General features: G+C 67.0%; 26 protein-coding genes. 7 read left to right on the top strand and 19 right to left on the bottom strand.

Features of this window, described 5'->3' with window-relative positions; all coding sequences use genetic code 11:
• Positions 1-252: 252 nt before the first annotated feature.
• The 4 genes from glyS to LQK81_RS01470 form a co-directional block, all read right to left on the bottom strand.
• A complete protein-coding gene (gene glyS / locus LQK81_RS01485) occupies positions 253-2367 on the bottom strand; it encodes a glycine--tRNA ligase subunit beta (RefSeq protein ID WP_230802900.1) in 2115 nt (704 codons plus the stop codon).
• Positions 2368-2457: 90 nt separating this feature from the next.
• Positions 2458-2757, bottom strand: coding sequence for a HigA family addiction module antitoxin (locus LQK81_RS01480; RefSeq protein WP_230802899.1), 300 nt, complete (start codon positions 2755-2757; stop codon positions 2458-2460).
• 67 nt (positions 2758-2824) lie between these two features.
• On the bottom strand, positions 2825-4765 hold the full coding sequence (locus tag LQK81_RS01475; RefSeq protein ID WP_230802898.1) for a DUF2207 domain-containing protein: 1941 nt from the start codon (positions 4763-4765) through the stop codon (positions 2825-2827).
• A gap of 11 nt (positions 4766-4776) precedes the next feature.
• Positions 4777-5325 (bottom strand): LemA family protein, encoded by a 549-nt coding sequence (locus LQK81_RS01470; protein ID WP_230802897.1) that lies wholly within the window; start codon positions 5323-5325, stop codon positions 4777-4779.
• A 311-nt stretch (positions 5326-5636) separates the two neighbouring features.
• Between LQK81_RS01470 and LQK81_RS01465 the strand changes: the two genes are divergently transcribed.
• The gene (locus tag LQK81_RS01465; protein ID WP_230802896.1) at positions 5637-5840 is read left to right on the top strand and encodes a hypothetical protein; all 204 of its coding nucleotides are present in this window, start codon (positions 5637-5639) and stop codon (positions 5838-5840) included.
• 52 nt (positions 5841-5892) lie between these two features.
• On the opposite strand, the gene LQK81_RS01460 is transcribed toward LQK81_RS01465, so the two are convergent.
• From LQK81_RS01460 to LQK81_RS01435, 6 genes are all read right to left on the bottom strand, one after another.
• Positions 5893-6828, bottom strand: coding sequence for a glycine--tRNA ligase subunit alpha (locus LQK81_RS01460; protein WP_442967074.1), 936 nt, complete (start codon positions 6826-6828; stop codon positions 5893-5895).
• Between the two features lie 138 nt (positions 6829-6966).
• Positions 6967-8034: a dTDP-glucose 4,6-dehydratase gene (locus tag LQK81_RS01455; RefSeq protein WP_230802894.1), complete on the bottom strand. Its 1068-nt coding sequence runs from the start codon at positions 8032-8034 to the stop codon at positions 6967-6969.
• Positions 8035-8226: 192 nt separating this feature from the next.
• Positions 8227-8418 (bottom strand): hypothetical protein, encoded by a 192-nt coding sequence (locus LQK81_RS01450; protein WP_230802893.1) that lies wholly within the window; start codon positions 8416-8418, stop codon positions 8227-8229.
• A 19-nt stretch (positions 8419-8437) separates the two neighbouring features.
• A complete protein-coding gene (locus LQK81_RS01445) occupies positions 8438-9310 on the bottom strand; it encodes a S49 family peptidase (RefSeq protein ID WP_230802892.1) in 873 nt (290 codons plus the stop codon).
• A 95-nt stretch (positions 9311-9405) separates the two neighbouring features.
• Positions 9406-10218, bottom strand: coding sequence for a tRNA1(Val) (adenine(37)-N6)-methyltransferase (locus LQK81_RS01440; protein WP_230804370.1), 813 nt, complete (start codon positions 10216-10218; stop codon positions 9406-9408).
• Positions 10219-10380: 162 nt separating this feature from the next.
• Positions 10381-10602 carry a putative signal transducing protein gene (locus LQK81_RS01435; RefSeq protein ID WP_230802891.1) on the bottom strand — a complete coding sequence of 74 codons (222 nt, stop codon included), beginning with the start codon at positions 10600-10602 and terminating at the stop codon, positions 10381-10383.
• Positions 10603-10705: 103 nt separating this feature from the next.
• On the opposite strand from LQK81_RS01435, the gene LQK81_RS01430 reads away from it, so the two are divergent.
• From LQK81_RS01430 to moaB, 4 genes are all read left to right on the top strand, one after another.
• Positions 10706-11722 carry a polyprenyl synthetase family protein gene (locus tag LQK81_RS01430; RefSeq protein ID WP_230802890.1) on the top strand — a complete coding sequence of 339 codons (1017 nt, stop codon included), beginning with the start codon at positions 10706-10708 and terminating at the stop codon, positions 11720-11722.
• 154 nt (positions 11723-11876) lie between these two features.
• Positions 11877-13709, top strand: coding sequence for a tetratricopeptide repeat protein (locus LQK81_RS01425; protein WP_230802889.1), 1833 nt, complete (start codon positions 11877-11879; stop codon positions 13707-13709).
• Positions 13710-13716: 7 nt separating this feature from the next.
• A complete protein-coding gene (locus LQK81_RS01420; protein ID WP_230802888.1) occupies positions 13717-14640 on the top strand; it encodes a 4-(cytidine 5'-diphospho)-2-C-methyl-D-erythritol kinase in 924 nt (307 codons plus the stop codon).
• Entirely contained in the window at positions 14627-15169 is a 543-nt protein-coding gene (moaB, locus tag LQK81_RS01415; protein WP_230802887.1) for a molybdenum cofactor biosynthesis protein B, read from the top strand. Before LQK81_RS01420 ends, moaB begins: the two co-directional genes overlap by 14 nt.
• Before the next feature lie 33 nt (positions 15170-15202).
• On the opposite strand, the gene LQK81_RS01410 is transcribed toward moaB, so the two are convergent.
• Positions 15203-15616, bottom strand: a complete 414-nt coding sequence (locus LQK81_RS01410) for a GFA family protein (protein ID WP_230802886.1) — start codon at positions 15614-15616, stop codon at positions 15203-15205.
• Between the two features lie 93 nt (positions 15617-15709).
• A complete protein-coding gene (locus LQK81_RS01405) occupies positions 15710-16231 on the bottom strand; it encodes a glycosyl transferase (protein ID WP_230802885.1) in 522 nt (173 codons plus the stop codon).
• Between the two features lie 190 nt (positions 16232-16421).
• On the opposite strand from LQK81_RS01405, the gene LQK81_RS01400 reads away from it, so the two are divergent.
• Complete coding sequence (locus LQK81_RS01400) at positions 16422-17579, top strand: PA0069 family radical SAM protein (protein WP_230802884.1); 1158 nt, start codon at positions 16422-16424, stop codon at positions 17577-17579.
• A gap of 156 nt (positions 17580-17735) precedes the next feature.
• Positions 17736-18395 (top strand): ribonuclease HII, encoded by a 660-nt coding sequence (locus LQK81_RS01395; RefSeq protein ID WP_230802883.1) that lies wholly within the window; start codon positions 17736-17738, stop codon positions 18393-18395.
• 332 nt (positions 18396-18727) lie between these two features.
• Here the strand turns inward: LQK81_RS01395 and LQK81_RS01390 are convergent, their stop codons facing one another.
• The 7 genes from LQK81_RS01390 to LQK81_RS01360 all read right to left on the bottom strand — a co-directional run bounded on the left by LQK81_RS01390 (position 18728) and on the right by LQK81_RS01360 (position 25112).
• Positions 18728-19213, bottom strand: a complete 486-nt coding sequence (locus tag LQK81_RS01390) for a F0F1 ATP synthase subunit B (protein ID WP_230802882.1) — start codon at positions 19211-19213, stop codon at positions 18728-18730.
• A gap of 13 nt (positions 19214-19226) precedes the next feature.
• Positions 19227-19883 (bottom strand): F0F1 ATP synthase subunit B, encoded by a 657-nt coding sequence (locus LQK81_RS01385; RefSeq protein WP_230802881.1) that lies wholly within the window; start codon positions 19881-19883, stop codon positions 19227-19229.
• A gap of 78 nt (positions 19884-19961) precedes the next feature.
• On the bottom strand, positions 19962-20189 hold the full coding sequence (locus tag LQK81_RS01380) for a F0F1 ATP synthase subunit C (protein WP_097135489.1): 228 nt from the start codon (positions 20187-20189) through the stop codon (positions 19962-19964).
• A 65-nt stretch (positions 20190-20254) separates the two neighbouring features.
• Positions 20255-21007 carry a F0F1 ATP synthase subunit A gene (locus LQK81_RS01375; protein WP_230802880.1) on the bottom strand — a complete coding sequence of 251 codons (753 nt, stop codon included), beginning with the start codon at positions 21005-21007 and terminating at the stop codon, positions 20255-20257.
• Positions 21008-21067: 60 nt separating this feature from the next.
• Positions 21068-21448 carry an AtpZ/AtpI family protein gene (locus tag LQK81_RS01370; RefSeq protein WP_230802879.1) on the bottom strand — a complete coding sequence of 127 codons (381 nt, stop codon included), beginning with the start codon at positions 21446-21448 and terminating at the stop codon, positions 21068-21070.
• 274 nt (positions 21449-21722) lie between these two features.
• Positions 21723-22931 (bottom strand): cell wall hydrolase, encoded by a 1209-nt coding sequence (locus LQK81_RS01365; RefSeq protein ID WP_230802878.1) that lies wholly within the window; start codon positions 22929-22931, stop codon positions 21723-21725.
• A 279-nt stretch (positions 22932-23210) separates the two neighbouring features.
• Positions 23211-25112 carry a potassium transporter Kup gene (locus tag LQK81_RS01360; protein WP_230802877.1) on the bottom strand — a complete coding sequence of 634 codons (1902 nt, stop codon included), beginning with the start codon at positions 25110-25112 and terminating at the stop codon, positions 23211-23213.
• Between the last annotated feature and the right edge of the window lie 9 nt (positions 25113-25121).

Here is a 25121-nt window from a genome sequence, read left to right as displayed (position 1 = left end):
CGCAACCATTTCCCCCTTGAAGGGGGAGGTCGCCGCAAAGCGGCGGGCGGTGGTGACTGTGACGGCGCGTCGATGGCTGCCTGCGCCTTGGGGCGTCCTTAGGTGAAGGGCGCCTCGCGACCGATCAGCACCCGTATCCCCGGCGGATCACCCCACCCCGGAGCTTCGCTCCGACCCTCCCCCTCAAGGGGAGGGTAGATCCAACTTGCCGCCCGGCGTCTTGATATGCGTTGGGCGTCTGCGTTTCCGTCGTCAGCCGGCGATCTTCGAAAAATCGGCGACCGTGCCGGTGGCCGCGCGGATCGCGGCGAGCAGGGCCAGCCGGTTTGCCCGGATCGCCGCGTCCTCGTCGTTGACGAGCACGTCGTCGAAGAACCGGTCGACCGGCGCGCGCAGCTTCGACAGCGCCTCCATGGCCGAGCGGAAGTCTTCGCCGGCAACGGCCGCGGCCGCCTCGCGCGAGGCGATGACGATCGCCTCGCGCAGGTCCTTCTCGGCCGGCAGGCGGAAGAGATCGACGGAGACGCCGTCGGCGACGACCGTGCCCTTCTTCTCTTCGGCGGCGAGCAGCTGCGTCGCCCGCTTGGTGCCCGCGAGCAGGTTCTTTCCGTCCTCGGAGGTGATGAACGCCGTCAGCGCCTCGACGCGGCGGGCGACCATGAGCAGGTCGTCGGAATCGGACGTCAGCACGGCGTCGATCAGGTCATGACGGGCGCCGAGATCGCGGAGATAGACCTTGAGGCGGTCGTGGAAGAAGGAAACGAGGTCCGGGTCGCTGACCACAGACATGAGCGGCAACCGGATACCCTTCTCCAGCAAGATCCGCACAACCCCCAGCGCCGCCCGCCGCAGTGCATAGGGATCCTTCGAGCCCGTGGGCTTCTCGTCGATGGCCCAGAAGCCTACCAGCGTGTCCAGCTTGTCGGCCAGGGCCACGGTGATCGCGACCGGGTCGGTGGGCACGCGGTCGGAGGGGCCCTGTGGCTTGTAGTGATCCTCGATCGCTTCGGCCACCGCCGGGTCCTCGCCCTGCAGAAGAGCGTATTTGCGGCCCATGATGCCCTGGAGTTCGGGGAACTCGCCGACGGCCTCGGTGCGCAGGTCGGCCTTGGCGAGCACGACGGCGCGGTCGACGAGAGCCGGATCGGCGCCGGTGACCTTGGCGAGTTCGGCGGCGAGCGCGCGGATGCGCTGCACGCGCTTGCCCTGCGTGCCGAGTTTGGCGTGGAAGGTGACGTCCAGGGCGTCGAGCTTGGCCATGCGCTGGTCGAGCGGCTTCTTCAGGTCGAGGCCGAACTTCTCGGCCGACGCCGTCAGCGTCTCCAGATCCGGCAGGTCGTGCTGGTCGCGGGTCCAGAAGTGGCGGGCGTCCGACAGGCGGGCGCGCACCACCTTGCCGTTGCCGTGGACGATCTCCTTGCCGCCGTCCTTCGCCTCGATATTGGAGACGAGGATGAAATGGTTGGACAGGCCCTCGCCGCCGGCCGGCCGGGTGACGAAGCACTTCTGGTTGGTCTTGATCGTCAGGCGGATGATCTCGGCGGGGATCGCCAGGAACGCCTCCTCGAAGGTGCCCATGAGCACCTGCGGCCATTCGACGAGGCCGGAGACCTCTTCCAGGAGCCCCTCGTCCTCGACCAGTTCCAGGCCGTTGGCAAAGGCGATGTTCCTGGCGTCGGTGGCGATGATCTGCTTGCGGCGCTCGGCGTCGAGGATGACCTTCGCCTTTTCCAGCGCTGCGGCATAGTCTTCGAAACGGCGCACCGTGATCGGCTCCGGCGCGTGGAACCGATGGCCGTAGGTGACGTTGGAGGCGACGATGCCGTCGACCTCGAAGGGCACGACGCGCGTCTCTTCGGTCTCCGAGCCGAACAGGCAGACGATCGACTGCAGCGGGCGCACCCAGCGCAGCGCGCCGGACCTTGCCGAGGCCGCGCCCGAGCGCATCGGCTTCGGCCAGGGGAAGTTGCGGATGATGCCCGGCATCACCTCGGCGATGATCTCTTCGGCCGCCCGGCCCGGCTTGACGATGTGGGCGACATAGAAATCGCCCTTCTTCGGATCGCTGTGGACATGCGCCTCGCTGATGGAGGCCAGCCCCGCGCCGCGCAGGAAGCCCTCGATCGCCTTATCGTTCGCATCCGTGCGCGGACCCTTTCGCTCCTCGCGGACGTCGGCGGAGCGGGCGTTCAGGCCGCGGATGTCGAGCGTCAGCCGGCGCGGCGTCCAGTATTCGCGGACACCCTCATAGGTCAGCCCCGCCTCGACGAGGGCGTCGGTGACGAGCTTGCGCAGGTCGCCTGCCGCCTTGCGCTGCAGGCGGGCGGGAATTTCCTCGGAACGGAGCTCAAGCAGGAGATCGGGCATGGGATGCTTTTCTGGCAGATCGTTGGACTGCGGCGGACTTAGCAAGCCTCAAGCAAAAAGTCATCCGTGCCCCGGCGGAAAAGTCGCCGTTCAGGCGGCCCGGTGAACAGGAATGCGGTCGATCTCGTCATGCATGCGCTCCGCCTCGACCTTCAGGTCATAGCCGGTCTGCAGGTTCATCCAGAATTCCGGCGTCGTATCGAAATATCTTGCCAACCGGAGTGCGGTGTCGGAGGTGATGCCGATCTTCTCCGTGACGATGCGCTCGATGCGCGTGCGCGGCACATTCAACTGCTTCGCCAGCGCACCGGCACTCATGTCCAGCGGCTCCAGATAGAGGTCCCTGAGGATCTCGCCGGGATGGATCGCAGGCATGTTGGCTACACTCATCGTCTCTTCCCCGGTTCGGCTCAATGGTAGACGTCTTTCGCCTTCCCGCAAAGGCGACGCTGGAGACCTACCATCCCCCACCCCCTCCTCCGCCGCCTCCGCCGCCCGAAAAGCCGCCGCCGCCGGAGCTGCCGGAGAAGCCGGAGGACGAGCTCTTGGGCGGGGGCGGGAGAGAGGCGGTCAGGGTGCCGGCCATGGAGCCGGCGAAGTCGCCCATGCGGTCGGCGAAGGCGCCGGAGCCGATGCCGTGGCCACCGTACCAGGCGGGCTGGTAGCTCGCGGCGGCGACACCCGCGGCGGCGGTGGCGAGCCAGCGCTCGAAGGTCTGCGACCAGGGTTTTTCCACGCCGAGCGCCACCGCATAGGGCAGAAGCGTCTCATAGTGGCGCGGCGACATTTCCGGCGCGCCGGCCATGTTCATCCGCTCCTTCTCGGCGAGCGTCAGGTACTGCCGCAGCCCGTCGATGCCGTCCATCATCTTCCGCCCGATCGGCGTCGGCGCGCCCATCAGGAAGAAGAACAGCAGGTTGAGCAGCAGGATGCCGCCGACGCCCGAGAGGACCGGCAGCAGCCCGTCGCGGATGCCGCTTGCGACGACGCCGGCCAGCACCGCGCCGAACACGGTGAGGAAGACGAAGCCGAAGAAGGCGATCATCAGCACGGTCATGATGCGCTGGGACAGGCTGCGCGCACCGCGCAGCGACTTACCGAAGGTGGTCGCGAAGACCGAGAGGAAGAAGGCGGCCGCGGCGGGGACGATCACCAGCGCGATCCCCTCCTCGTCCAGTCGGCCGAAGACCAGCAACGCTGCGAGGCAGGCGGCCGACAGCGCGACGCCGCCGGCGACATAGCCCCAGTTGGCGCGGTAGTACTTGCCGCGGTGTTCGGCCTCCATGGCGCTGCGGAAGCGGCTGCCGAGCGACTGCACCGCCTTGCCGTTCGCCTTGTCGATGGCAAAGGGCTCCTCCGAGGCGCCGACGGCCTTCAACAGCGCGCTCTCGCCGGCCGGGAGCTTTCCGTCCAGCGGCTTGTCGGTGCGGGTGACGACGATCGCGTTCTTCAGGTCGTCGAGAGTGACGAAGCCCTTGACGGCGAGGCTCAGAAGAGCTGCGGACAGGGCCGTCCAGCCTGCGCCGCCGAAGCCGCGGTTGTCGATGTAGTTGAGCAGCGCCGGCGAGGCGCCGTCCGGCGCGTCCCAGCGGGGGACCATGACGCCGCGCGGCGGATCGCGTCCGACCCTGTTCCAGGCGCGCAGATAGTAGAGGCCGACCAGCACGAGACCGCCGATGCCGATGAGGGCGCCGGCATTGTCCTTGAGAAACCACAGCCGCTCCTGCGTGGCGCCGGGCGGATCGATGCTGCCGGCCGGCATCATGACGCCGATCGTGAGCCCCTGATGCGGGGCGAGCCTCCGCGTGGTGACGAACTCGGCCCGGTTGCCGGAGGCGCTGGCGCGGGCATTCTTGCCGGTGTCGCCATAGGCGCCGGTGAAATAGGTCAGCTCCTGCGGCTCGACGCCGGCGGGCAGCGTCACCGCCGCAGACACCGCGACGATCGGAAAAGCCCATTCGGTGCCGGTGACGTTCCAGAAGAGCTCGTCGTGCGTGTCGAAATAGCGGATCTGGCGGGAGGTGCGGTAGGTCAGCTCGTAGACATGCCGTCCCGGCCGCAGCGTCACGTCGGCGGAGCCGAGATAGATGCGGATGCCGGGACCTGCGCTCTCGGAGCGATAGGGTTCCTCGGCACCGTCGCGGCGCACGTCCAGGATCTCGAAATCCACCTTGCGCGTGCGCCCTCCCGCATCGATGAAAGTGAGCGGGAAATCGCGGTAGATGCCGCGACGGATGCGGTCGCCCTCCGCATTGACGGTGATCGTCTCGGTGACGGTGATCTCCCCGTCCCTGGCCACGTCGATATCGGCGTGGAAGGCGGAGATGACCTCCTCCGCCCGTCCCGCGCCGACCATGGCCAGGAGGAGGAGGAGCGTGGCTGCGATGCGGGCGACCATCGGCCGGTCCCTTAGAACTTCACCGTCGGCACGGCGCGGTCGGCGGGATTCTCGATCTCGAAATAGGGCGCCTTGGCAAAGGAGAAAGCGCTGGCGAGCAGGCTGGAGGGGAAGCTCTCGACCTTGACGTTGAGATCGCGGGCAGCACCGTTGTAGTAGCGGCGCGCCATCTGGAGTTCGTCCTCGACCTCCTGGAGCGAGGCCTGCAACTCGCTGAAATTCTGGCTCGCCTTCAGGTCGGGATAGGCTTCGGCGAGCGCGACGAGCTTGCCGAGCGCCTGGCCGAGCAGGCCCTCCGCGACGGCGCGGCCCTGGACATCGCCGGCGGGCACGGCCTGCGCCCTGTTGCGCAGTTCCACCACCTGCTCGAAGGTTTCGCGCTCGTGCGTGGCATAGCCCTTCACGGTCTCGACCAGGTTCGGGATCAGGTCGGCGCGGCGCTTCAACTGCACGTCGATGCCGGACCAGGCCTCCTCCTTGACCTGCCGCGCCTTCACCAGGCCGTTATAGAGGATGATCGCGTAGAGCGCGACCACCGCTGCGATTGCCAGACCGATCATCCTGTCCTCCATAGGGCGAGCCGATTGCCGCGACCTTAGCATCCGCGCGGGCGGAGGAAAGCCCCTTCGGCCCTTCGCGCGCCGGTTGCCCGTGGAAAACGCCTTAGGGTCGCAAGGCCGGCGACAACGCCGGCTCGTGGGACGTTTCACGCTGTCCTTTCAACAGGATCGTGCCGGCGCTGCCTGTTCCCCCGGGAACCGCGCGATCGCCCGGCGGTGGCGATACTGGGCTTTCGATCAACCCCGGGGCCACATCCGAACTCGGCCAGACCGGCGTGCAAAGTCAGCGCCCCAAGCCAGCGTCCGTCACCATGAAGAAGCTCGCCCTCACCCTCGACGTCCTCGGCCTTGCCGCCCTCTTCCTCGCCTATACGGCCGCAGCCGTGCCCGAGCGTCCGGTCGGCGTGCGGCGCGCGCTGCAGACCCATGCCTGCCAGGTTCCGACGGGCGGGCATCCGGCGCCGGACGGCCTCGAGCCTTCGTTCACCGGCTTCTATATGGAGATATCGGCATGATGATCGCGACGACGCACCGCAGCCCGGCGGGCGACGCACGGGCCACCATCTATCACGCCGCCTTCTCGACCCAGTTCACGCCGCCGGCTTCGGTGAGCAGGAAGGCTTCGCCGCAGGCTTTTGCGAGCGTGCGGACGCGCAGGATGTAGCTCTGGCGCTCGGTGACGGAGATCACGCCGCGGGCGTCGAGCAGGTTGAAGACGTGGGACGCCTTAATGCACTGGTCGTAGGCCGGGAAGACGCACTTGTGCAGGCGCCTGTTGTCGGCATCGCCCGGGGCTCCGGCTGCAAGAAGCGCCAGGCATTCCTTCTCCGCATCGATGAAATGGCGATGCAGCATCGCGGTGTCGGCGAATTCGAAGTTGTGGCGGGAATATTCCTGCTCGGCCTGCAGGAAGACGTCGCCATAGGTGATCTTGTCCTCGCCCTCGCGGCCGTTGAAGTTCAGGTCGTAGACGTTGTCGACGCCCTGCACGTACATGGCCAGCCGCTCCAGCCCGTAGGTCAGTTCGCCCGAAACCGGCGCGCACTCGATGCCGCAGACCTGCTGGAAATAGGTGAACTGGGAAACTTCCATGCCGTCGCACCAGCATTCCCAGCCGAGCCCCCAGGCGCCGAGCGTCGGACTTTCCCAGTCGTCCTCGACGAAACGGACGTCGTGCAGCAGCGGATCGAGCCCGATCGCTTCGAGCGAGCCGAGGTAGAGTTCCTGCAGGTTGGACGGGTTCGGCTTCAGGATCACCTGGTACTGGTAATAGTGCTGCAGGCGATTGGGGTTCTCGCCGTAGCGGCCGTCGGAGGGGCGGCGCGAGGGCTGGACATAGGCCGCCTTCCACGGCTTCGGCCCGAGCGCGCGGAGCGTCGTCGCCGGATGGAAGGTGCCGGCGCCGACCTCCATGTCGTAGGGCTGCAGCACCGCGCATCCCTTGTCCGCCCAGTAGTTGTGGAGCGTCAGGATCAGCCCCTGGAAGGAGCGGGTCGGGTGCATGTGGTCGGGCAGCGCAGCAGCAGGCGTTGGCAGGGTCATCGGTCCGGTCCGGATGGTCTTGAAGATCGGGCGGACAGGTGCCACGGCGGGGCCGCAGGGTCAAGGGTGCGGCCTGCCAATTGACCTTCCTTTGGCGCTTCAGTGCCGCTCGAGCGAGCGGAACAGGCCGGAGCCCGCGGGCTGGGTGGTGGCCGCCGCCCGGCCGGGCGCAAGCCCCGGAACGGTGCGGAAGACGGTGCGCGAGGCCGGCGACAGGCGGGCGCGGTACCAGCCGGCGAGATGCTTCATCTCACCGGCGAGCGTCGCCTCGGGGCGCCAGCCGAGCGCCTCCAGTGCCGCCGTCGACACCGCCGGGCGGGTGACGTTGGCCGGACGGCCGCCGGTGAAGACGACGCCCGCCACAGGGTCCGGCACGGCATCGAGGACCATGCGGGCGACGTCGAGGATGGAATGGCTGCCGGGGGCTGCGACATTGTAGACGCCGTTCTTCTCGCCGCGGGTAACGACGGCTCGAAGGGCGGAGCAGAAATCCGACACGGCGACGAAGGCGCGGCGCTGGTTGCCGTTGCCATGCACCGACAGCGGCTTGCCGACGGCTGCGAGTTCGAGGAAGCGCGGCACCAGCTTCTCGGCGTTCTGGCGCGTGCCGATGACGTTGACGGGGCGCAGCACGCGGATGTCGAGATCGTGCAGCGGCCGCAGCCCGGCAAGCAGCATCTCGGCTGCGGCCTTGGAGGCGGCGAGCGGATTGTCCGGCCGCATCGCCGCGGTCTCGGACGGCATGGCGGTTGCGGCGCCATAGACCTCGGCGGTGCCGACATGGATCATCAGCGGCACGCGGCGCAGCGCCATCGCCTCGACCAGCACCTGCGTGCCGATAGCGTTGGAGAGGCTCGCCCGCTCGGGCGCGACCAGCGCGCGCTCGACATGGCTTTCGCCGGCGGCATGGACGACGAGTTCGGCGCCGCGCAGGACGTCGGAGACGAGATCGAGATTGCCGACGTCGCCCTGGCGCAAAGTGACGCGGCCGATGCGCATGGCACCGTCGAGATTGGCCATGTCGGCGGCGTAGGTGAAGGCGTCGAGCACGCGGATCTCGGCAGCCGGGCAGGCGCGCAGCAGATCGTCCACCACATGCGAGCCGATGAAGCCGGCGCCGCCGGTGACGACGATGGTGCGCAGGCCGGCGAGGTCGAGCGAGGCCATTGGATCTTCCTTCCCGTGCATTCAATCAGGAATGGCAGATGTCGCGGTTCCGCCCCGCCGGCGCAATCTCTCAGCGGCGCCCACCCGGCATTTATACGCCGTTAACCTTACCGGCGCCGGCTTCTGCGCCGTATCGGCACACTCAGGCACAGGGAGAAGAAGACAAGTCCCGCGGGGGCGGACAGTCGGCGGCTATTCGTCGTCGCGGCGCAGGCGGTATTCGCCGGTCTTCGGGTCCTTGATGAGGGTGCCGATCGCGTCGTTCTGGCGCTCCCGTTCGGCGGCGCGGCGCTTGCGGGTCAGCCGCTCGGCATCGGTGACGAACTTGCGGTAGCCGTACCAGGCGACGGCGACGACCAGAAGCAGGAATATGATCTGTGCCATGCGGTCCCTTCCCCCGGTCCTACTGGCCGTAACGCGCCCAGAGCGCCTTTTCCTCGGCGATCTCCGCAAGCGCGCCGACGCCGGCGGCCCCGGCCCTCTCGCCGGCGAGCGATAGCAGCCCCGAGCCGACGCCCGGCACCTTGCGGCCGAACAGGCCGCGCGCCGGCGAGACCAGGCGCAGGGCGGCATTGGCGCCGTAGCGGCGGCGGATCTCGCCGCGCATGTCGGCCAGCCCGTCGATCAGGCCGAGCGCCAGCCCGCGCTGGCCGGTCCAGAACAGGCCGGAGAAGATGTCCGGATCGTCGGCGAGCCGGGTGCCCCGCCGCGCCTTGACCATATCGATGAAGACGGCATGGATCTCGACCTGCAGCGACTTCAGGTAGTCGATGTCGGATTCCCGCTCCGGCTTGAACGGATCGAGGATGACCTTGTTCTCGCCGGCGGTATAGACGCGCCGCTCGACGCCGATCTTCTTCAAGAGCTCCGGAAACCCGAAGCCGCCGGACACGACACCGATCGAGCCGACGATCGAGGTCGGGTCGGCGAAGATCTCGTCGCCGGCCAGCGCGATCATGTAGCCCCCGGAGGCGGCCACGTCCTCGACGAAGACGAGCACGCGTTTGTTCTTCTCCGCCGCGAGATCGCGGATACGCTGGAAGATCAGCCGCGACTGCACCGGCGAACCACCGGGCGAATTGATGGAAATGGCGACGGCGGGGGCGGCCTTGTCGGAAAAGGCCTTCTCCAGCACCGGCGCGACGGCGGCGAGGTTGAGCGCGGGGCGGAGCTGGCTGCCGCCGGCCATGATGGCGCCCTGCAACCGCACGACCGGAATTGTGACGCCCTCCTTGCGGAACCGCTTCGGCATCAACTTCCTCAAAAATCCGGCCATCGCGCTTGTCAGTCTCCCATTTTGCGTTATCGCCAGATGTATGCACGCGGCGGTAAAACGCAATGGCCGGGGCGCAAAATCGGTGCAGCTTGGTATCAGGAAGCCGCGGGCCCGGATGCGCCCTTCGCCCGCGTGCGCCCGAGCCGCGGATAGGCGGCGCGGCCGTTGTTGAGGTCGTCGACGAAGGCGGAGAAGCGGTGGCTGTCGTCCTCGTGCATGACCAGCGGCGCACGCAGCACGAGCCGCGCCCGCGAGCCCTTGACGGCGGTGACGAGGATACGCACCGCGCTCTCGCCGGGGCGGGGATGAAGGGCCGTGATCTCAATGCCGCCGAAGCGCTTGCCGCAGGCGTCAATGATATCAGCGATGGATTCCGGCCGGGCGATCAGCGAGAGCTGGCCACCGGGCTTCATGATCGCGCCGGCGGTGCGGATCCACCGGTCGAACAGGCCGTCTTCCATCGCATGCGCCTCGGCCTTCAGCGCGTCCGGCGTGCGCCGGTCGGAGGCGTCGTTGAAGGGCGGATTCATGACGACATGGTCGTGCACCTCGTCGGCGAGCCCGGCTGCGAGCCGCGCCCGGCCAGTCAGGGTGACGTCGGCCTCGAGGACTAAGACGCGGCCGGCGAGACGGGCGTTCTCGGGCAGCGCCAGGCTCTTTCGCGCATAGTCGGCCATGGCCGGGGAGCGCTCGACCAGCAGCACGCGGGCGCCCTCGATGCGGGACGCCACCGCCAGCCCCGCCGCGCCGGCGCCGGCGCCGAGGTCGGCGACGCTGATGTCCCCCTCGCCCGCGACCAGCGCGGCGAGCAGCATCGCGTCCATGCCGGAGCGATGGCCGCCTCCCTTCGGCTGGACCAGATGGAACCGGCCGCGGTGAAAGGCGTCGACGGTATCAGCGGCTGCGATCACCGGACTTTGCCCCTCATCCGCCTGCCGGCACCTTCTCCCCGCGAGCGGGGAGAAGGACACGCGTCGCATCGCCTGCGACATTCTCCAGCGTTGCGCAGGCCACGTCCCCTCGCTCCGCCTGCGGGGAGAGGGTTAGGGTGAGGGGCGATCTCGACACCTTCACGAGCGCAACTCCGCGCCGAGCCCGGCATCCTTGAGGATCTTGCGGGCGTCGTCTTCGCGGTCGGCCTCGACCAGCAGGCGGCGCGGCAGCATGCCGAGCGAGCCCTCGAGGATGCTCATGCCCTCGTCGGCGATGAAGCAGTGGATGCCGGCATCCTTCATCAGGCTCTCGGCAAAGGAGAGCAGCACCGCGTCGTTGGTCCGGATGAGTTCGATCATTCCCTTTTCCGTCTTATTTTCGCCGGCTTGTCAATTCGCCTCTTGCTCCCGCAGCCCCCCCTTTCTATTGTCCCGCGACAGAATTGAACAGGAGTCCCCGCACGTGGGCGTCGTGATACCGCTGGACGAAGGCAAAAACAAACTGGCATCGGTAAAGCCCCTGGTGGACCTGACGAAAGCCGACATGGAGCGCGTCAACCAGTTGATCCTCTCCAAGGCCGGCTCCGACGTCCAGATGATTCCGGAGGTGGCGAACCACCTGATCTCGTCCGGCGGCAAGCGCCTGCGGCCGATGCTGACGCTCGCCTCCGCCTCGATGTTCGGCTACGAGGGCGACCATCACGTCAAGCTCGCCACCAGCGTCGAGTTCATGCACACGGCCACGCTTCTGCACGACGACGTCGTCGACGAGAGCGACCTGCGCCGCGGCAAGTCCACCGCCCGGATGATCTGGGGCAACCAGGCGAGCGTGCTGGTCGGCGACTTCCTGCTCGGCCAGGCCTTCAAGATGATGGTCGAAGTCGGCTCGCTCGAGGCGCTCGACGTGCTCTCCTCGGCCGCGACCGTGATCGCCGAGGGCGAGGTGCTGCAGCTTTCGGTCGCCAAGAACATGGAGACGACCGAGGACGACTATCTCGAAGTCATCCGCGCCAAGACCGCCGCGCTGTTCGCCGCCGCCGCCGAAGTCGGCCCGATCGTCGCCAATACCGGCCGGGCGGAGCGCAATGCGCTGAAATCCTACGGCATGAACCTGGGGCTCGCCTTCCAGCTCGTCGACGACGCGCTGGATTATGGCGGCAAGGCCGCCGATCTCGGCAAGAACGTCGGCGACGATTTCCGCGAGGGCAAGATCACCCTCCCCGTCATCCTCGCCTGGCGCCGCGGCACCGCCGAGGACCGCGCCTTCTGGCGCAAGGCGATCGAGGGCGGCGAGAGCGACGAGCAGAACCTCGAGCATGCGCTCGGCCTGATCACCCGCTATGGCGGCCTGTCCGACACGATCGCGCGCGCGCAGCACTATGGCATGATCGCCCGCGACGCGCTCGCCCCCCTGCCGGCAAGCCCGTGGAAGTCCGCGCTCCTGGAAGTGATCGACTTCTGTATTTCCCGCGTCAGCTGATTACGAAAGATTGCGCGCCGCGGGCGATGGATTTTCTTGCCGCACCGCGCCAAAAAAGCCATTCTCTGTGGTCATGAGTCCACGCTGATTTGGACAGGATCGTGACGATCCGACGAGCGGCATGCCCGCCGTCCCCCAAGTGAAAGGCATCTGCATGCGGCATTCCCTTTTCATCCGGCTTCTTTCCAGCGCCGCGATCCTTGCCGGCGTCACGCTTGCCGGCCCGTTGGCCGCAAGGGCGGAAGAGCCGGCCGCTGCCGCAGAGACCGTGACCTTCGACCCGAAAGCCGTCGACACCTTCTCGGGCGCCTTCCTGGCCGCCCGGACGGCGGACGTCGACAAGGACTACAAGACGGCGATCGAGCTCTACCGGATCGCGCTGCAATTCGACCCGACCAACACCGAGGTCAAGGAGCGGCTGATGATCACGCTGCTGCTCGACGGCGAGTTCAAGGACGGCGTCAAGCTTGCCGAGGCGCTGAAGGACGATCCGGCCGTCGAGCGCATCACCACTGTCGTGCGCGGCATGGACGCCATCCGCAAGCGCGAATACCGCACGGCCGAGAAGATCCTCGTCTATAGCGGCCCGAACGACCTCGACCGCATGATGAACGGGCTGCTTCTGTCCTGGGCGAAATTCGGCGACGGCAAGGCCAAGCAGGCGCTTGCCGGCATCAGCGACCTCGACGGGCCCGACTGGTTCTCGATCTTCAAGAACTACAATGCCGGCGCCATCGCGGCCGCGGCCGGCGACAAGGACACCGCCCGCAAGCGGCTGAACGACGCCATCCTCGACCGCAACGGCGGCAGTGCCGCGCCCGACACCTTCATGCGCGCGGTGATGGCGCTGGCCCGGCTGGAGGCCCGCGATGGCAACAAGCAGAAGGCGCTCGACGCCATCTCGGTCGGCGAGAACCTCGTCTCCAGCTATGCGCCGCTGAAGGCGCTGCGCGCCAGCATCGAGAAGGACGAGAAGCAGGAACAGCAGGTGCGCACCGCAGCGCAAGGCGCCGCGGGCGTGCTGTTTTCCATCGGCGGCGCTTTGAACCGCGAGGGCGCGGAGGATATCGTCTCGCTCTACCTGCAGATCTCGCGCGCGCTCGATCCCGACAGCGCCGATACGCTGGTGCTGCTCGGCGGGCTTGCGGAGAGCCAGGAGAAGCCGGAACAGGCGATCGAGTTCTACCGCCAGGTGCCGGAGAATTCGCCGATGCGCCGCATCTCCGAGCTGCAGCTCGGCCTGCAGCTTGCCGATCTCGGCAAGGTCGACGAGGCCAAGACCCACCTCAAGGCGCTGATCGACGAAGATCCGAAGGACATGCGCAGCTACCTCGCCTATGGCAGCGTGCTGTCTGATGCGAAGGAATACAAGGAGATGGGCGAGGTCTACGACCGCGCCGTCGAGCAGATGGGCAACGTGCCCAACCGCTCGCAATGGACGATCTACTTCCAGCGCGGCATCGCCTACGAGCGGCAGAAGAAGTGGGAGCAGGCCGAGCCGAACTTCCGCAAGGCGCTGGAGCTCAACCCGGAACAGCCGCAGGTGCTGAACTATCTCGGCTATTCCTGGGTGGACATGAACACCAATCTCGAGGAAGGCCTCGACATGATCCGCCGCGCGGTCAGCGCCAAGCCGGACGACGGCTATATCGTCGACTCGCTCGGCTGGGCCTATTTCCGCCTCGGCCAGTATGACGACGCGGTGACCGAACTCGAGCGCGCCGCCGAACTGCGCGCCGGCGACCCGACGATCAACGACCACCTCGGCGACGCCTACTGGCGGGTGGGACGCAAGCTGGAGGCGACCTTCCAGTGGAACCGGGCGCTGGGCCTGAAGCCGGAAGAGGCCGAGATCCCGAAGATCAAGGCGAAGATCGAAAAGGGCCTGCCGGACGAGAGCAACACGCCGCCGGCCGCAGCGCAAGCGATCGAGCAGAAGGAACCGGTCAAGGAACCCGCGCCGGGCGAGCCCGACAAGAAGTCCTGACCGCTCCATGGTTTGCGACGATGGCGCATCCGGGTTCACGCTGACGGAGCCGGCGCCGGCGAAGATCAATCTCGCGCTGCATGTCGTCGGCCAGCGCGCCGACGGCTATCACCTGCTGGACATGCTCGTGACCTTTGCCGCCTTCGGCGACCGTGTCTCGATCGCGCCTGCAGGGGCCGACCGCCTCACCCTCTCCGGCCGCTTTGCGGCGCAACTGGACGACACGCCCGGGGCCGACAATCTCGTACTCAGGGCGCGCGACCGGCTTCGCGCAGCCCTCACCGAGCGCGGCATCGCCGCTCCGCCGGTCCACCTGCACCTGGAGAAGAACCTGCCGGTCGCCTCCGGCATCGGCGGCGGCTCGGCGGATGCGGCGGCGACCCTGCGCGGGCTGCTGCGCCACTGGAACGCCGGGATCGACCGGGACCTGCTCGACGCCATCGCCCTCGGCCTCGGGGCGGACGTGCCGATGTGCCTCGCCTCGCGGCCGCTCGTCGCCCGCGGGATCGGCGAGGACATCGAACTGCGCGCCGACCTGCCCACTTTTGCCATGGTGCTCGTCAATCCGCTTGTCGGCGTCCCGACGCCGGAGATCTTCCGGCGCCTGCCGGACAAGCACAATCCGCGGCTGAAGGTTCCCAAGGCCGGCACCGCCGGACCCTGCTGGCTTGCAGCGCTGCAGGCGATGCGCAATGATCTGGAGGCGCCAGCGACCGCCCTCTGCCCCGAGATCGAGACGGTCCGGCAGGCGCTTGCGGCAACCGCGCCGGTGCTCGTGCGCATGTCCGGCTCTGGGGCGACCTGCTTCGGGCTCTATCACAGCCTGGAGGCGGCCAATGAGGCGGCGCAGGCTCTGGGCGCGGCACATCCCGGCTGGTTCGTCATCGCCAGCGCGGCTTTCGAGGGAGAGGACGGCCATGGCGCGCCTTGACGAGACGAGACCGTTCATTCCGCTTTCGATCGCCGTGCTCACCGTCTCCGACACCCGCACGCCTTCGGACGACCGTTCCGGCGACACGCTGGTGGAGCGGCTGGAGAAGGCCGGGCACCGGCTCGCCGCCCGCGCCATCGTGCCCGACGACAGGCAGGCGATCCGCGCGCAGGTCGAGGCCTGGACCAAAGACGCGGCGATCGACGTCGTCATTACCACCGGCGGGACCGGCTTTACCGGCCGCGACGTCACCCCGGAAGCGCTGGAACCGCTGTTCGAGAAGCGGATGGACGGGTTTTCGGAGGTGTTTCACCGGATCTCCTACGACAAGATCGGCACCTCGACGATCCAGTCGCGCGCCACCGGCGGCGTGGCGAACGCCACCTTCATCTTCGTCCTGCCCGGCTCGCCCGGCGCCTGCCGCGACGCCTGGGACGGTATCCTCGAGGGCCAGCTCGACTACCGGCACATGCCGTGCAACTTCGTCGAGATCATGCCGCGGCTCGACGAGCACCTGAAGCGCAAATAGGCGAAAGCGCCCGCTGCCGGCGCGGTATCCGCCTCAGAACCACAGGTCGCGGACGCAGCGGCCGTCCCGCGGCAGATCGTCGAAGCTGTCCAGCCCGTCGAAGTGATCGATCGGCAGGTGCGCGACCGCCTCGGGGGCCGCGAGACGGACATTGACCGCCATGCGCCGGCGCCCGTCCGGATCGAGGCTCAGCCCCCGCCAGCACAGGACGCATGCGCAGGTCGGGCAGAAGCGGATCTCCAGCGAGGGCCTGCTCCCCATGCGGGTGAAGGCGCTGGTGGTGCCGTGGAGGCGGATGCGCCCGTCCCCGTCGTCGCCGCCCTCGAAATCATAGGCCCAGAGCGCGCCGTAGCGGCGACACAGGGTGCAATTGCACGCTGTGACCGGTCCCGGATCGCCCGTCATCGTCCAGTGTGCTGCCTCGCAGTGACACGTGCCAATCAGCATCCGCAGCTCCCGCAGTTCGCGCCACAGCCCGCCGACATTGTCCGCTCAATTTTCGCGTTATCAAGACCCGGCCTGCTCGGCCGGGGACGGACTCTAGTCCCGCATCGCCCGGACAGCCCAGGCGGGAACGATCTCGGCGACCAGCTTGCGGGCGGCGAGGCCGGTGGCGAGTTCGTCCAGTTTCATGCCCTTGCGCACGATCGCGCAGGCCTGCCGCTTGGACACGAGCAGGCCGCATTCGAGCGGCGGCCGGCGCTCGACGAGGCGACGCATGAACGGCCGGCGATGGTTGCGCGATCCGGCGAAGCGCGCCGGTCCCTTGTTCAGCGAGACGTGCTCGGAAACCGCATCGACCCAGCCGAAGAGTGGCCGCGCGCCGGGCTCCAGCAAAAGCAGCCAGTCGCCGCGGGCGGAGCGTACGATCTCCTCCACGCTCCACTCGGTCATGAAGCGGCAGCCGGCCGCATCCGCGACCTGGGACGAACCGTCGTCCGAGCCGTGGTCGAGCACGATCACGTCGCGCACGATGCCCTCCACGGCGCCCGCCACCAGCGCGGACAGGGTCTGCGCCAGCTCGGGTTCGTTGTCTCGGCTTTCCATGATGACCGTCAGCATGGCTGACCCTTACCGCATCGCAACACCCAGCGCCACTGGCAACAAACGCATGGATTGCACTTAGTGGTAGTAGATTGGTCGCTTTCGCACCCGGATTACACCGTCCTTCATTTTGTTCTTGTATTGTTCTCCTTTCGTCGTTAGGAATAAAGTCATTGAGGGGGAGACGATTCCCCTGCGGAGAACCCCGATGGCAGACCTGTCCAGTCTCAGGCAGGGCGCGCTTGCGCCCGCCAATACGGCCGACATTGCCGATGCGCTGGTGGCGCAGAGCGGCCTGCGGATCGACATCGACCGCCGTCGCGGGCGCGGCGCCGGGATGAATTTCTCCGGCCGTTTCGAGCAGCAGGTGCGCGAGCGCTTCGACGACGGCTGGCAGACGCTCGAGGAGCTGCCGCCCTTCAAAACCGAGGTGCAGGTCGAAAAGCCGCGCAGCATCATCACCCGCAACGAATCCCCCGACATTCCCTTCGACCGCTCGGTCAATCCCTATCGCGGCTGCGAGCACGGCTGCATCTACTGCTTCGCCCGACCGACGCATGCCTTCATGGGGCTTTCGGCGGGGCTCGACTTCGAGGCGAGGCTCTTTGCCAAGCCGGACGCGCCGAAACTTCTGGAACGCGAGCTCTCGAAGCCCGGTTACAAGCCGCGGGTGATCGCCATCGGCACCAATACCGATCCCTACCAGCCGATCGAGAAGGAATGGCGGATCATGCGCCAGATCCTGGAGATACTGGAGACGGCCAACCACCCCGTCTCGATCGTCACCAAGTCGGCGCTGATCATGCGCGACATCGACATCCTCGCGCGCATGGCCAGGAAGGGGCTCGCCTGGGTCGGGCTGTCGGTGACGACGCTCGACCGCAAGCTGGCCCGCAGCATGGAGCCGAGAGCCGCGACCCCGCCGCGGCGGCTGGAGGCGATGCGCGCGCTTTCGGAAGCCGGCGTCCCCGTCAGCATCATGGTGGCGCCGATCATTCCGGGGCTGAACGACCACGAGATCGAGAAGATCCTCGATTCCGGCAAGGCCGCCGGCGCGCAGGAGGCGAGCTATGTGCTCCTGCGCCTGCCGCTGGAGGTCAGCCCGCTGTTCCGCGACTGGCTGCTGCGCGAGTATCCGGACCGCTACCGCCACGTCATGTCGCTGGTGCGCTCGATGCGCGGCGGCAAGGACTACGACGCCGAATTCGGCAAGCGGATGAAGGGGGCCGGTCCCTATGCCTGGCAGATCGCACGCCGCTTCGAGCTGGCGTCGAAGCGGCTGGGGCTGGTGCGGACGCGGCGGAACCTTTCGGCCGACCTGTTCGTGCCGCCGTCCGGCAGCGGGGTGCAACTGTCGCTGCTGTAGCACCGTGCCACGACGGGCGCGGCGTCTCCTGACGAGGTTCGGCACCTTGCCCTTTCCATTCGACATTGCCCTGTCCCCCTCGCAATGTCGACGTTCCCGGGTGCCGCCTCGCCCGGGGACTTGCGGGGAATCGGTCGGCCGTGCGAAGTTCGCCGCATGAAACGCCGCGCGACGACCGATTCCCCCCTTCTCTTCGACCTTCCCGCCGGACCCGATTTCTCGATGGAGCTTTCGGCACGCCGGGCCGGGCAATGGCCGGTGGCCGGTGCCGACGAGGCCGGGCGCGGACCGCTGGCCGGCCCCGTGGTCGCCGCCGCCGTCGTGCTCGATCCGGACAGGATCCCGGACGGGCTGCACGATTCCAAGCAACTGTCGGCCGTGAAGCGCGAGGCGCTGTTCGTACAGATCCTTGCGACCTCGGTCGTCTCCGTCGCATCCAGCAGCGCGCGCCGGATCGACAAGACCGACATCCGCAAGGCCAGCCTCGATGCCATGCGCCGGGCCGTCTGCGGCCTGACGGTCCGCCCGGGGCTGGTGCTGACCGACGGGCTTGATGTGCCGCCGGGGCTCGCCTGCGCCGGGCGTGCGGTGGTGAAGGGCGATGCGCGGGTCCTGTCGATCGCCGCCGCCTCCATCGTCGCCAAGGTCGTGCGCGACCGGATGATGGCCTGCGCCGACAACAGCTATCCCGGCTACGGCTTCGGCACCCATGCCGGCTACGGCACCGAGCGCCACCGCGACGCGATCGGCACCCTCGGCCCCTGCAACCTGCATCGCATGAGCTTCCGCCCGTTCCGCCCGGATGCCTCTGAGTAAGCAGGTGCGCAGCCTGGCCTGAGGCAGATCCCAATCCGCCACATTCGTCCTTCGACGTTTCTGAACACAGTCTTCGAGCCGTTGAGCGCCAGCCCATGCCGCAGCACCGCCGGAGGCCCACGCGAAACGTCCGCCGCATCAACTCACCGGCGAAATCCGCCATGCCCATCGACCGCCGACCGCCTGCACGGAGAAGCCGCAGAACCGGCGCGCGAATGCCAGATGCCACGCGCCCGACGAAGGCTCCCGAGACATAACCCCTTACCAGCGTCCGCAACGAAAAAAGGCCGGATCGCTCCGGCCTCATTTCATTTGCAGGCTTCGGTCGAACCTCAGTTCAGCCGTGCCTTGACCTCCGAGACGGCCTTGTCGAACAGCGACTTGCCGATCTCCGCGTCCTTCTTGGCCGCCAGCACGGTCTCTGCCGCGCCGATGGCGAGATCGACGGCAGCGGAGCGGACGGCGTTGATGGCGTCGGCCTCGGCCTGCTTGATCTTCTGTTCCGACAGCGCCGTGCGGCGTGCCACATATTCTTCCGTCTTCTGCTTGGCCTCGGCGGCCAGCGCCTCGGCCTCGCGCTGGGCGACGGCGACGATCGAGGCGGCCTCGGCCTCGGCTTCCTTGCGCTTGCGCTGGTATTCGGCCAGCAGGCTCTGGGCCTCCTCGCGCAGGCGCTTGGCCTCGGCGAGATCGTTGGAGATCTTCTCGGCCCGCTGGTCCAGCGCGCTGCCCATCATGGCCGGAACCTTGAGATAGGCGATCAGGGCCAGGAACAGGACGAGGCCGACGAAGGCGTAGAAAGTTGCATCAAATGCCATGGTCGTCCGCTCCTTACTTCGCCGCGGCCTTCACCGCAGCCGAGATCTCGGCCTTGGTGGTCTTGCCGCCGATCAGCTGCTCGACAACGGCGGCTGCGGTTTCCTCGGCGATCGCGCCGACGTCGGCAAGCGCCTTTTCCTTGATCCCGGCGATGCGGGTCTCGGCGGCGGCGATCTTGCCGTTGAGGCTTTCCTCGTTCTTCAGGCGCTCGGCGTCGGCCTTGGCCTTGGCGGCTTCGCGCGCCTCGGTGGCGATGACGTTGCCCTTGGCGCGGGCGTCCGCCAGCTCCTTTTCATAGGTCGAGATCGCGTTGTCGGCCTCGGCCTTCAGGCGCGAGGCCTCGTCGAGATCCTGGGCGATGCGGTCGTGGCGCGTCTCGAGGATCGAGCCGATGCGCGGCACGATGACCTTGGACATGACCAGGTAGAAGATACCGAAGGTGATCGCCAGCCACAGGAGCTGGGAGGGGAAGGTCGAGGCGTCGAAGGGCGGGAAGACGCCGCTTCCGTGCTCTTCGCCATGCGCGACCCCCGTTTCGGTGTGCAGTTCGCCAGCCGGGGCGGCGCCATGCGCATCACCTGCCGGAGCGGCGTCGTGCGTCTCCGTCGTGGTCTCGGCCTGAGCGATCTTGAATGGGATGGACTCGGCCTTGGCCGCGGTCGCAGACATGCTCACCTCCAGGTGCACTCAAATATCAAGCGGACCACGGCTCCTGAGAGAGAGCCGTGGTCCGGTCTTCGAGCCGTATCAGACGGCGAAGAGCAGCAGCAGAGCGATGAGCAGCGAGAAGATGCCCAGAGCTTCCGTAACGGCGAAGCCGAATACGAGGCGGCCGAACTGACCGTCAGCAGCAGACGGGTTGCGCAGGGCGCCGGCGAGGTAGTTGCCGAAGATGTTGCCGAGGCCGAGGGCCGTGCCGGCCATGCCAAAGCATGCGAGACCTGCGCCGATGTACTTTGCTGCTTCCGCTTCCATGATGAACTCCTTCGAATGGGTTGTTGCGGCTTGGACTGGTGCGGAACGCACCAACGACTTTATCCTTAGTGGCTGCCCGGGTGGATCGCGTCATTGAGGTACATGCACGTCAGTACCGCAAAGACGTAGGCCTGCAGGAATGCCACGAGGAACTCGAGACCGGTCAGGGCGACCGTCATGATGAGGGGCAGGATCGCGCCGCCGATACCCAGCGCGCCGAGGGTTCCGAGCGAGGCGACGAAGCCTGCGAACACCTTGAGCGTGATGTGTCCAGCCAGCATGTTGGCGAAGAGACGGACGGAGAGCGAGATCGGGCGCGACAGGAACGAGATGATCTCGATCGCGACGACGAGCGGAAGAAGCGCGCCGGGGACGCCGTGCGGCACGAACAGCTTCAAAAAGCCGAAGCCGTGCTTGTAGAAACCGTAGAGGACGACGGTGCCGATGACGAACAGCGCCAGCGCGAAGGTGACGATGATCTGGCTGGTGACCGTGAAGAAATACGGCATCATGCCGAGCAGGTTCGCCGTCAGGATGAACATGAACAGCGAGAACACCATCGGGAAGAACTTCATGCCGCCGCTGCCGGCACCTTCGCGCAGCATCGAGGCGATGAATTCGTAGGACATCTCGGAGACCGACTGCAGGCGGCTCGGAATGATGCCGCGCTGCGAGGTGGTCATGTAGAGGAAGCCCGAGGCGACCGCGGCGGAGGCGACCATGAACAGCGACGCATTGGTGAACGAGAAATCGATTCCGCCAATCTCGATCGGAACAATCTTGTTGACCAGAAACTGATGGGTCGGATCGTTTGCCACCGCTTGTTCTCTCTCGTTTGCCGCCCACGGGGCGGATATTCCTCTTGGGCCGGACGACGCTTACGCACCGTCCCCGTTCGCATTCGTCTTGCCGGAGGCATCCCTGCCGGCCATCCGGTCGACGGGATGGGGAGATGCCACCAAACCAGCCGACCGCATCACATTCAGCACGCCCGCGCAGAAGCCGAGCAGCAACAGCACGATCATCCCCCAGGGAGCCGTACCGGCAAATCGGTCCACAAGATAGCCCAGAAGCGCGCCGACGATGACCGCGGCCACGAACTCGCTGGAGAGCTTCATGGCGACCGCATAGCCCTTCCGGCTTTCGGCTGCCTTCTCCTCGGCGGCATCGTCCGCATGGTCCTCGGTGCGCCTCTTTGCGAGTTCGGCGTCGAGACGCTGCAGACGTTCTTCCAGACTTTCCTTGCGGCTGCCCTTCATGGCGCTTCCCTCCCGCTCCGCCCGGGCGCATGCGCCCTATTGCGGTCATATTCACGGCTAGGTTTTAAGCCAGCTTCAGGCCCGATTGAAGTCGGGCGCAACATAGTTTTAGGGGCTTGCATAGTCAAGGCGGGGGAAAGCTTTGACCAGCGCGAAATTAACCGAACAATATCAGATATTTGACATCTTCTCCACGATTCCCGGCAGATGACGGCCGGGGAATCATGCGCGACGCTGCGACATGTCGCAGCCCGGGCGGCAGGGCCGCCCCGCCTCAGATCCAGCCGCCGCCGTAGGTCCGGTAGAACACGTGCTTGCCGATCTTGGCGACGCGCTTCATCGTCGGGCCCCATTTCGGCCGCACGTAGGTGGCGTGGTAGTGGGTGGAGGAGCCGACTTCCGGCAGCCAGATCTTGCCCGCGGTCACGGCCATGGCGATCTCCCTGGCGGTCTTCCAGTGCCAGGGCGCCAGCACGAGATCGGGGATGCGGTCGCAGGTAAACGAGAACTGGCAGCCGGTGCGCAGCTTTTCGCCCTGGTAGACGACGCCGCAGATGGTGCCCGGATAGGCGGGGTTGCGCACGCGGTTCAGGATCACCTGGGCGACGGCGGCCTGGCCCTTGAGGCTTTCTCCCCTCGCCTCGAAATAGATGCCGGTCGTCAGGCACTTCTGCTCGGCTGCGGAAAAGACCGTCGCCGGCAGCACCGTCGCCGCCCAGGCATGATCCTCCGGAGCGATCTCGGGGACGAAACGGCCGTTGTCGACCCCCTTGCCGGCGAGAATCGAATCAAAGGGCGAGACGCGCGCATAGTCCGGCTCCGTCGGCGCGTAAGCCGTGGCGAGCACGTCGGCGCGATCGTTGGTGACGAGGCCGGCCAGGATCGACGGCACGCCCGGATCCGCGATCACGGCCTTCTTGCGGTAGAAGGCGGTGGCGATCTCGATCTCCTTGCCGCGGATCTTCGGCGAGACGAACCGCATGCGTTCCTTGGCGTCGAACTCGGGATCGATCATCAGCGACGCCTGCCGGTCGAGCACGGAACCGGCGGAAAAGGCCTTCGGCGGCGCGACCGGGGTGACGGCGACGATACGGCCCTTCTTCCTGCCGCGGGTGACGCGGTCCTCGTCGGGCGTGCCGCCCTGCCCCTTGCGGGCGTTGAGCAGCGAGGCCTCGCCGCCGCCCGGCAGCTCGATCCCGGCGCCGCCGGCGAGCGCGCCGGTGGTGATCGGGTCGTTGAAGGCGATGTCGACCGCATGGATGGCGCCGGCCGGCGCGCGGGTCATGACCAGTTGCTGGTTGCCACCCTTGCGGTTGACGCCCGAGACGAAGGTGGCGAGGTCGGCATGCCCGACATCGAAGGCGGAGGCGGAAAAGAGGGCGACGCCGAGGGCAAGCGGTGCGCGCCAGTTCTTCGGAGGCAAGGTGCGCGGCAAGACGCGCGACAGGACCGGCAACAGGGTCTGCGGCAGGGCCTCACTCATCATTCCAACGCAACTCTTACGCAACGTCACACTCCGACAACGCGGCCGAGCGGGATCGGCGCCCCGATCACCGGGACGGCGCTGTACCTGCTGGCAAATACTCTGCTGAAGCCCACCCCGGCGACGCGGGATGATTTCGGCCTGTTCGTTGACCGAGAATGAAGAATTAACCTTGATGGACGGTTAACGGTGCGCGTCCTGCCGGGCAGGAAAATCTATGCCGCCGCCCACCGCGATCACGTCTTCGCGAGCGGGCCTGCCCTCAGAGGATGACCACGCTCAGATGATGACCTGGGATCCGAGTTCCACGACGCGGTTGGTCGGCAGGCGGAAATAGTCGGAGGGATCGACGGCGGCATTGGCCATGGCGATGTAGAGGCGGTCCTGCCAGTGCGGCATGCCGGAGTGGCGGTCGGGAACGAGCTTGCGGCGGCCGAGGTAGAACGAGGTCGTCATGATATCGAACTTCACGCCCGACTTGCGGAACAGCCCCAGCGCCTGGGACACATTCTGCGTTTCCATGAAGCCGAAGCGGATCTGGATGCGGGCGAAGCGGTCGGAGAGCCGTTCCATGCTGCAGCGTTCGGCCGGGGCCACCTTGGGCGTGTTCATCGAGGTGATCGTCAGGATGAAGTTCTGCTCATGCAGGACGCGGTTGTGCTTGATGTTGTGCAAGAGCGCCGCCGGCGCCGATTCCGGATCGCTGGTCAGGAAGATCGCCGTGCCGGAGACCGAGACGGGGGCGTGGGCGCTCTTCTTCTCGATCGATTTCACGAAGGATTCCAGCGGCACCTCGATATGCCGCGTCTTCTCGCGCAGGAGCGCGGTGCCGCGCACCCAGGTCCACATCATGATCATGCAGGTCGCCGCGATCAAGATCGGAACATAGCCGCCGTCGTGGATCTTCAAGAGGTTGGCGCCCAGGAACGTCAGTTCGAGCAAAAGCAGCGGCAGCAGCACGAGTGCTGCCGTCGTCGCCTTCCAGCGCCAGCGCATGCGCAGGAACTCGAAGGCGAGCACAGTGGTCACCACCATGGCACCGGTGACCGAGATGCCATAGGCCGTGGCCAGCCCTTCCGACGAGGCGAAGACGAAGACGAGCAGCATGACGCCGAAGAGCAGGATGGCGTTGACCGCCGGCAGGTAGATCTGGCCGGTCTGCGTCTCGGAGGTGTGGAAGATCTCCATGCGCGGCAGGAAGCCGAGGTGGATCGCCTGCCGGGTGATCGAGAACGCGCCGGTGATGACCGCCTGGCTGGCAATGATCGTGGCCGCCGTCGCAAGGATCACGGCCGGCAGCAGCGCCCATTGCGGAAACAGCAGGAAGAACGGATTGGCGATCGCCTCGGGATGCTTCAGCACCAGCGCCCCCTGCCCCAGATAGTTCAGCGTCAGCGCCGGGAACACGAGGCAGAACCAGGCCCACTGGATCGGCCTGCGGCCGAAATGGCCGAGGTCAGCATAGAGCGCCTCGGCGCCCGTCACCGTCAGGAACACCGCACCCAGGACAACGAAGCCGAGATAGCCGTCCTGGTAGAGGAAGTTGATCGCATAGGCAGGGTTGAAGGCCAGAAGAATGCTGAGATCGTCGCCCAGGTGGTAAGCGCCCGCAACACCCATCACCAGGAACCACAGGATGGTGATCGGCCCGAAGAACTTCGAGACCGCCGCCGTTCCCCAGGACTGGACGGCGAACAGCGCGACGAGGATGACGACGGAGATCGGGACGACGTATTCCTCGAGCGCCGGTGTCACCAGCTTCAGGCCTTCCACGGCGGAAAGTACCGACAGCGCCGGCGTGATCATCGCGTCGCCGATGAAGAGGGCGGCACCCGCAAGCCCCATGAAGAACAGGATGGCCTTGTGGCCGTTGGCGGTCTTCATCAACAGCGCCAAGAGCGACAGCGTGCCGCCCTCGCCCTGGTTGTCGGCCCTCAGCAGGAACAGCACGTATTTCAGGGTGACGATGATCGTCAGCGTCCAGATCACCAGCGAGATGAGGCCCACGACCTCGTCCCAGGTGACGCCGTCATGCGAGATCGGGCGGAGCGCCTCGCGGAAAGCATAGAGGGGGCTCGTGCCGATATCGCCGTAGACGACGCCTACCGACCCGATCGCGAGGATCAGGAGCGTACGCGCACGGCTGTGCCCGGCTGCGGCATGGGTTTCGGTATGAGGCATTGCGGTCAA

Source organism: Rhizobium sp. GN54 (genome assembly GCF_021026345.1).
In the GTDB taxonomy this organism is placed as follows: domain Bacteria; phylum Pseudomonadota; class Alphaproteobacteria; order Rhizobiales; family Rhizobiaceae; genus Mycoplana.
This window is presented reverse-complemented; position numbering and strand designations above follow the sequence as displayed.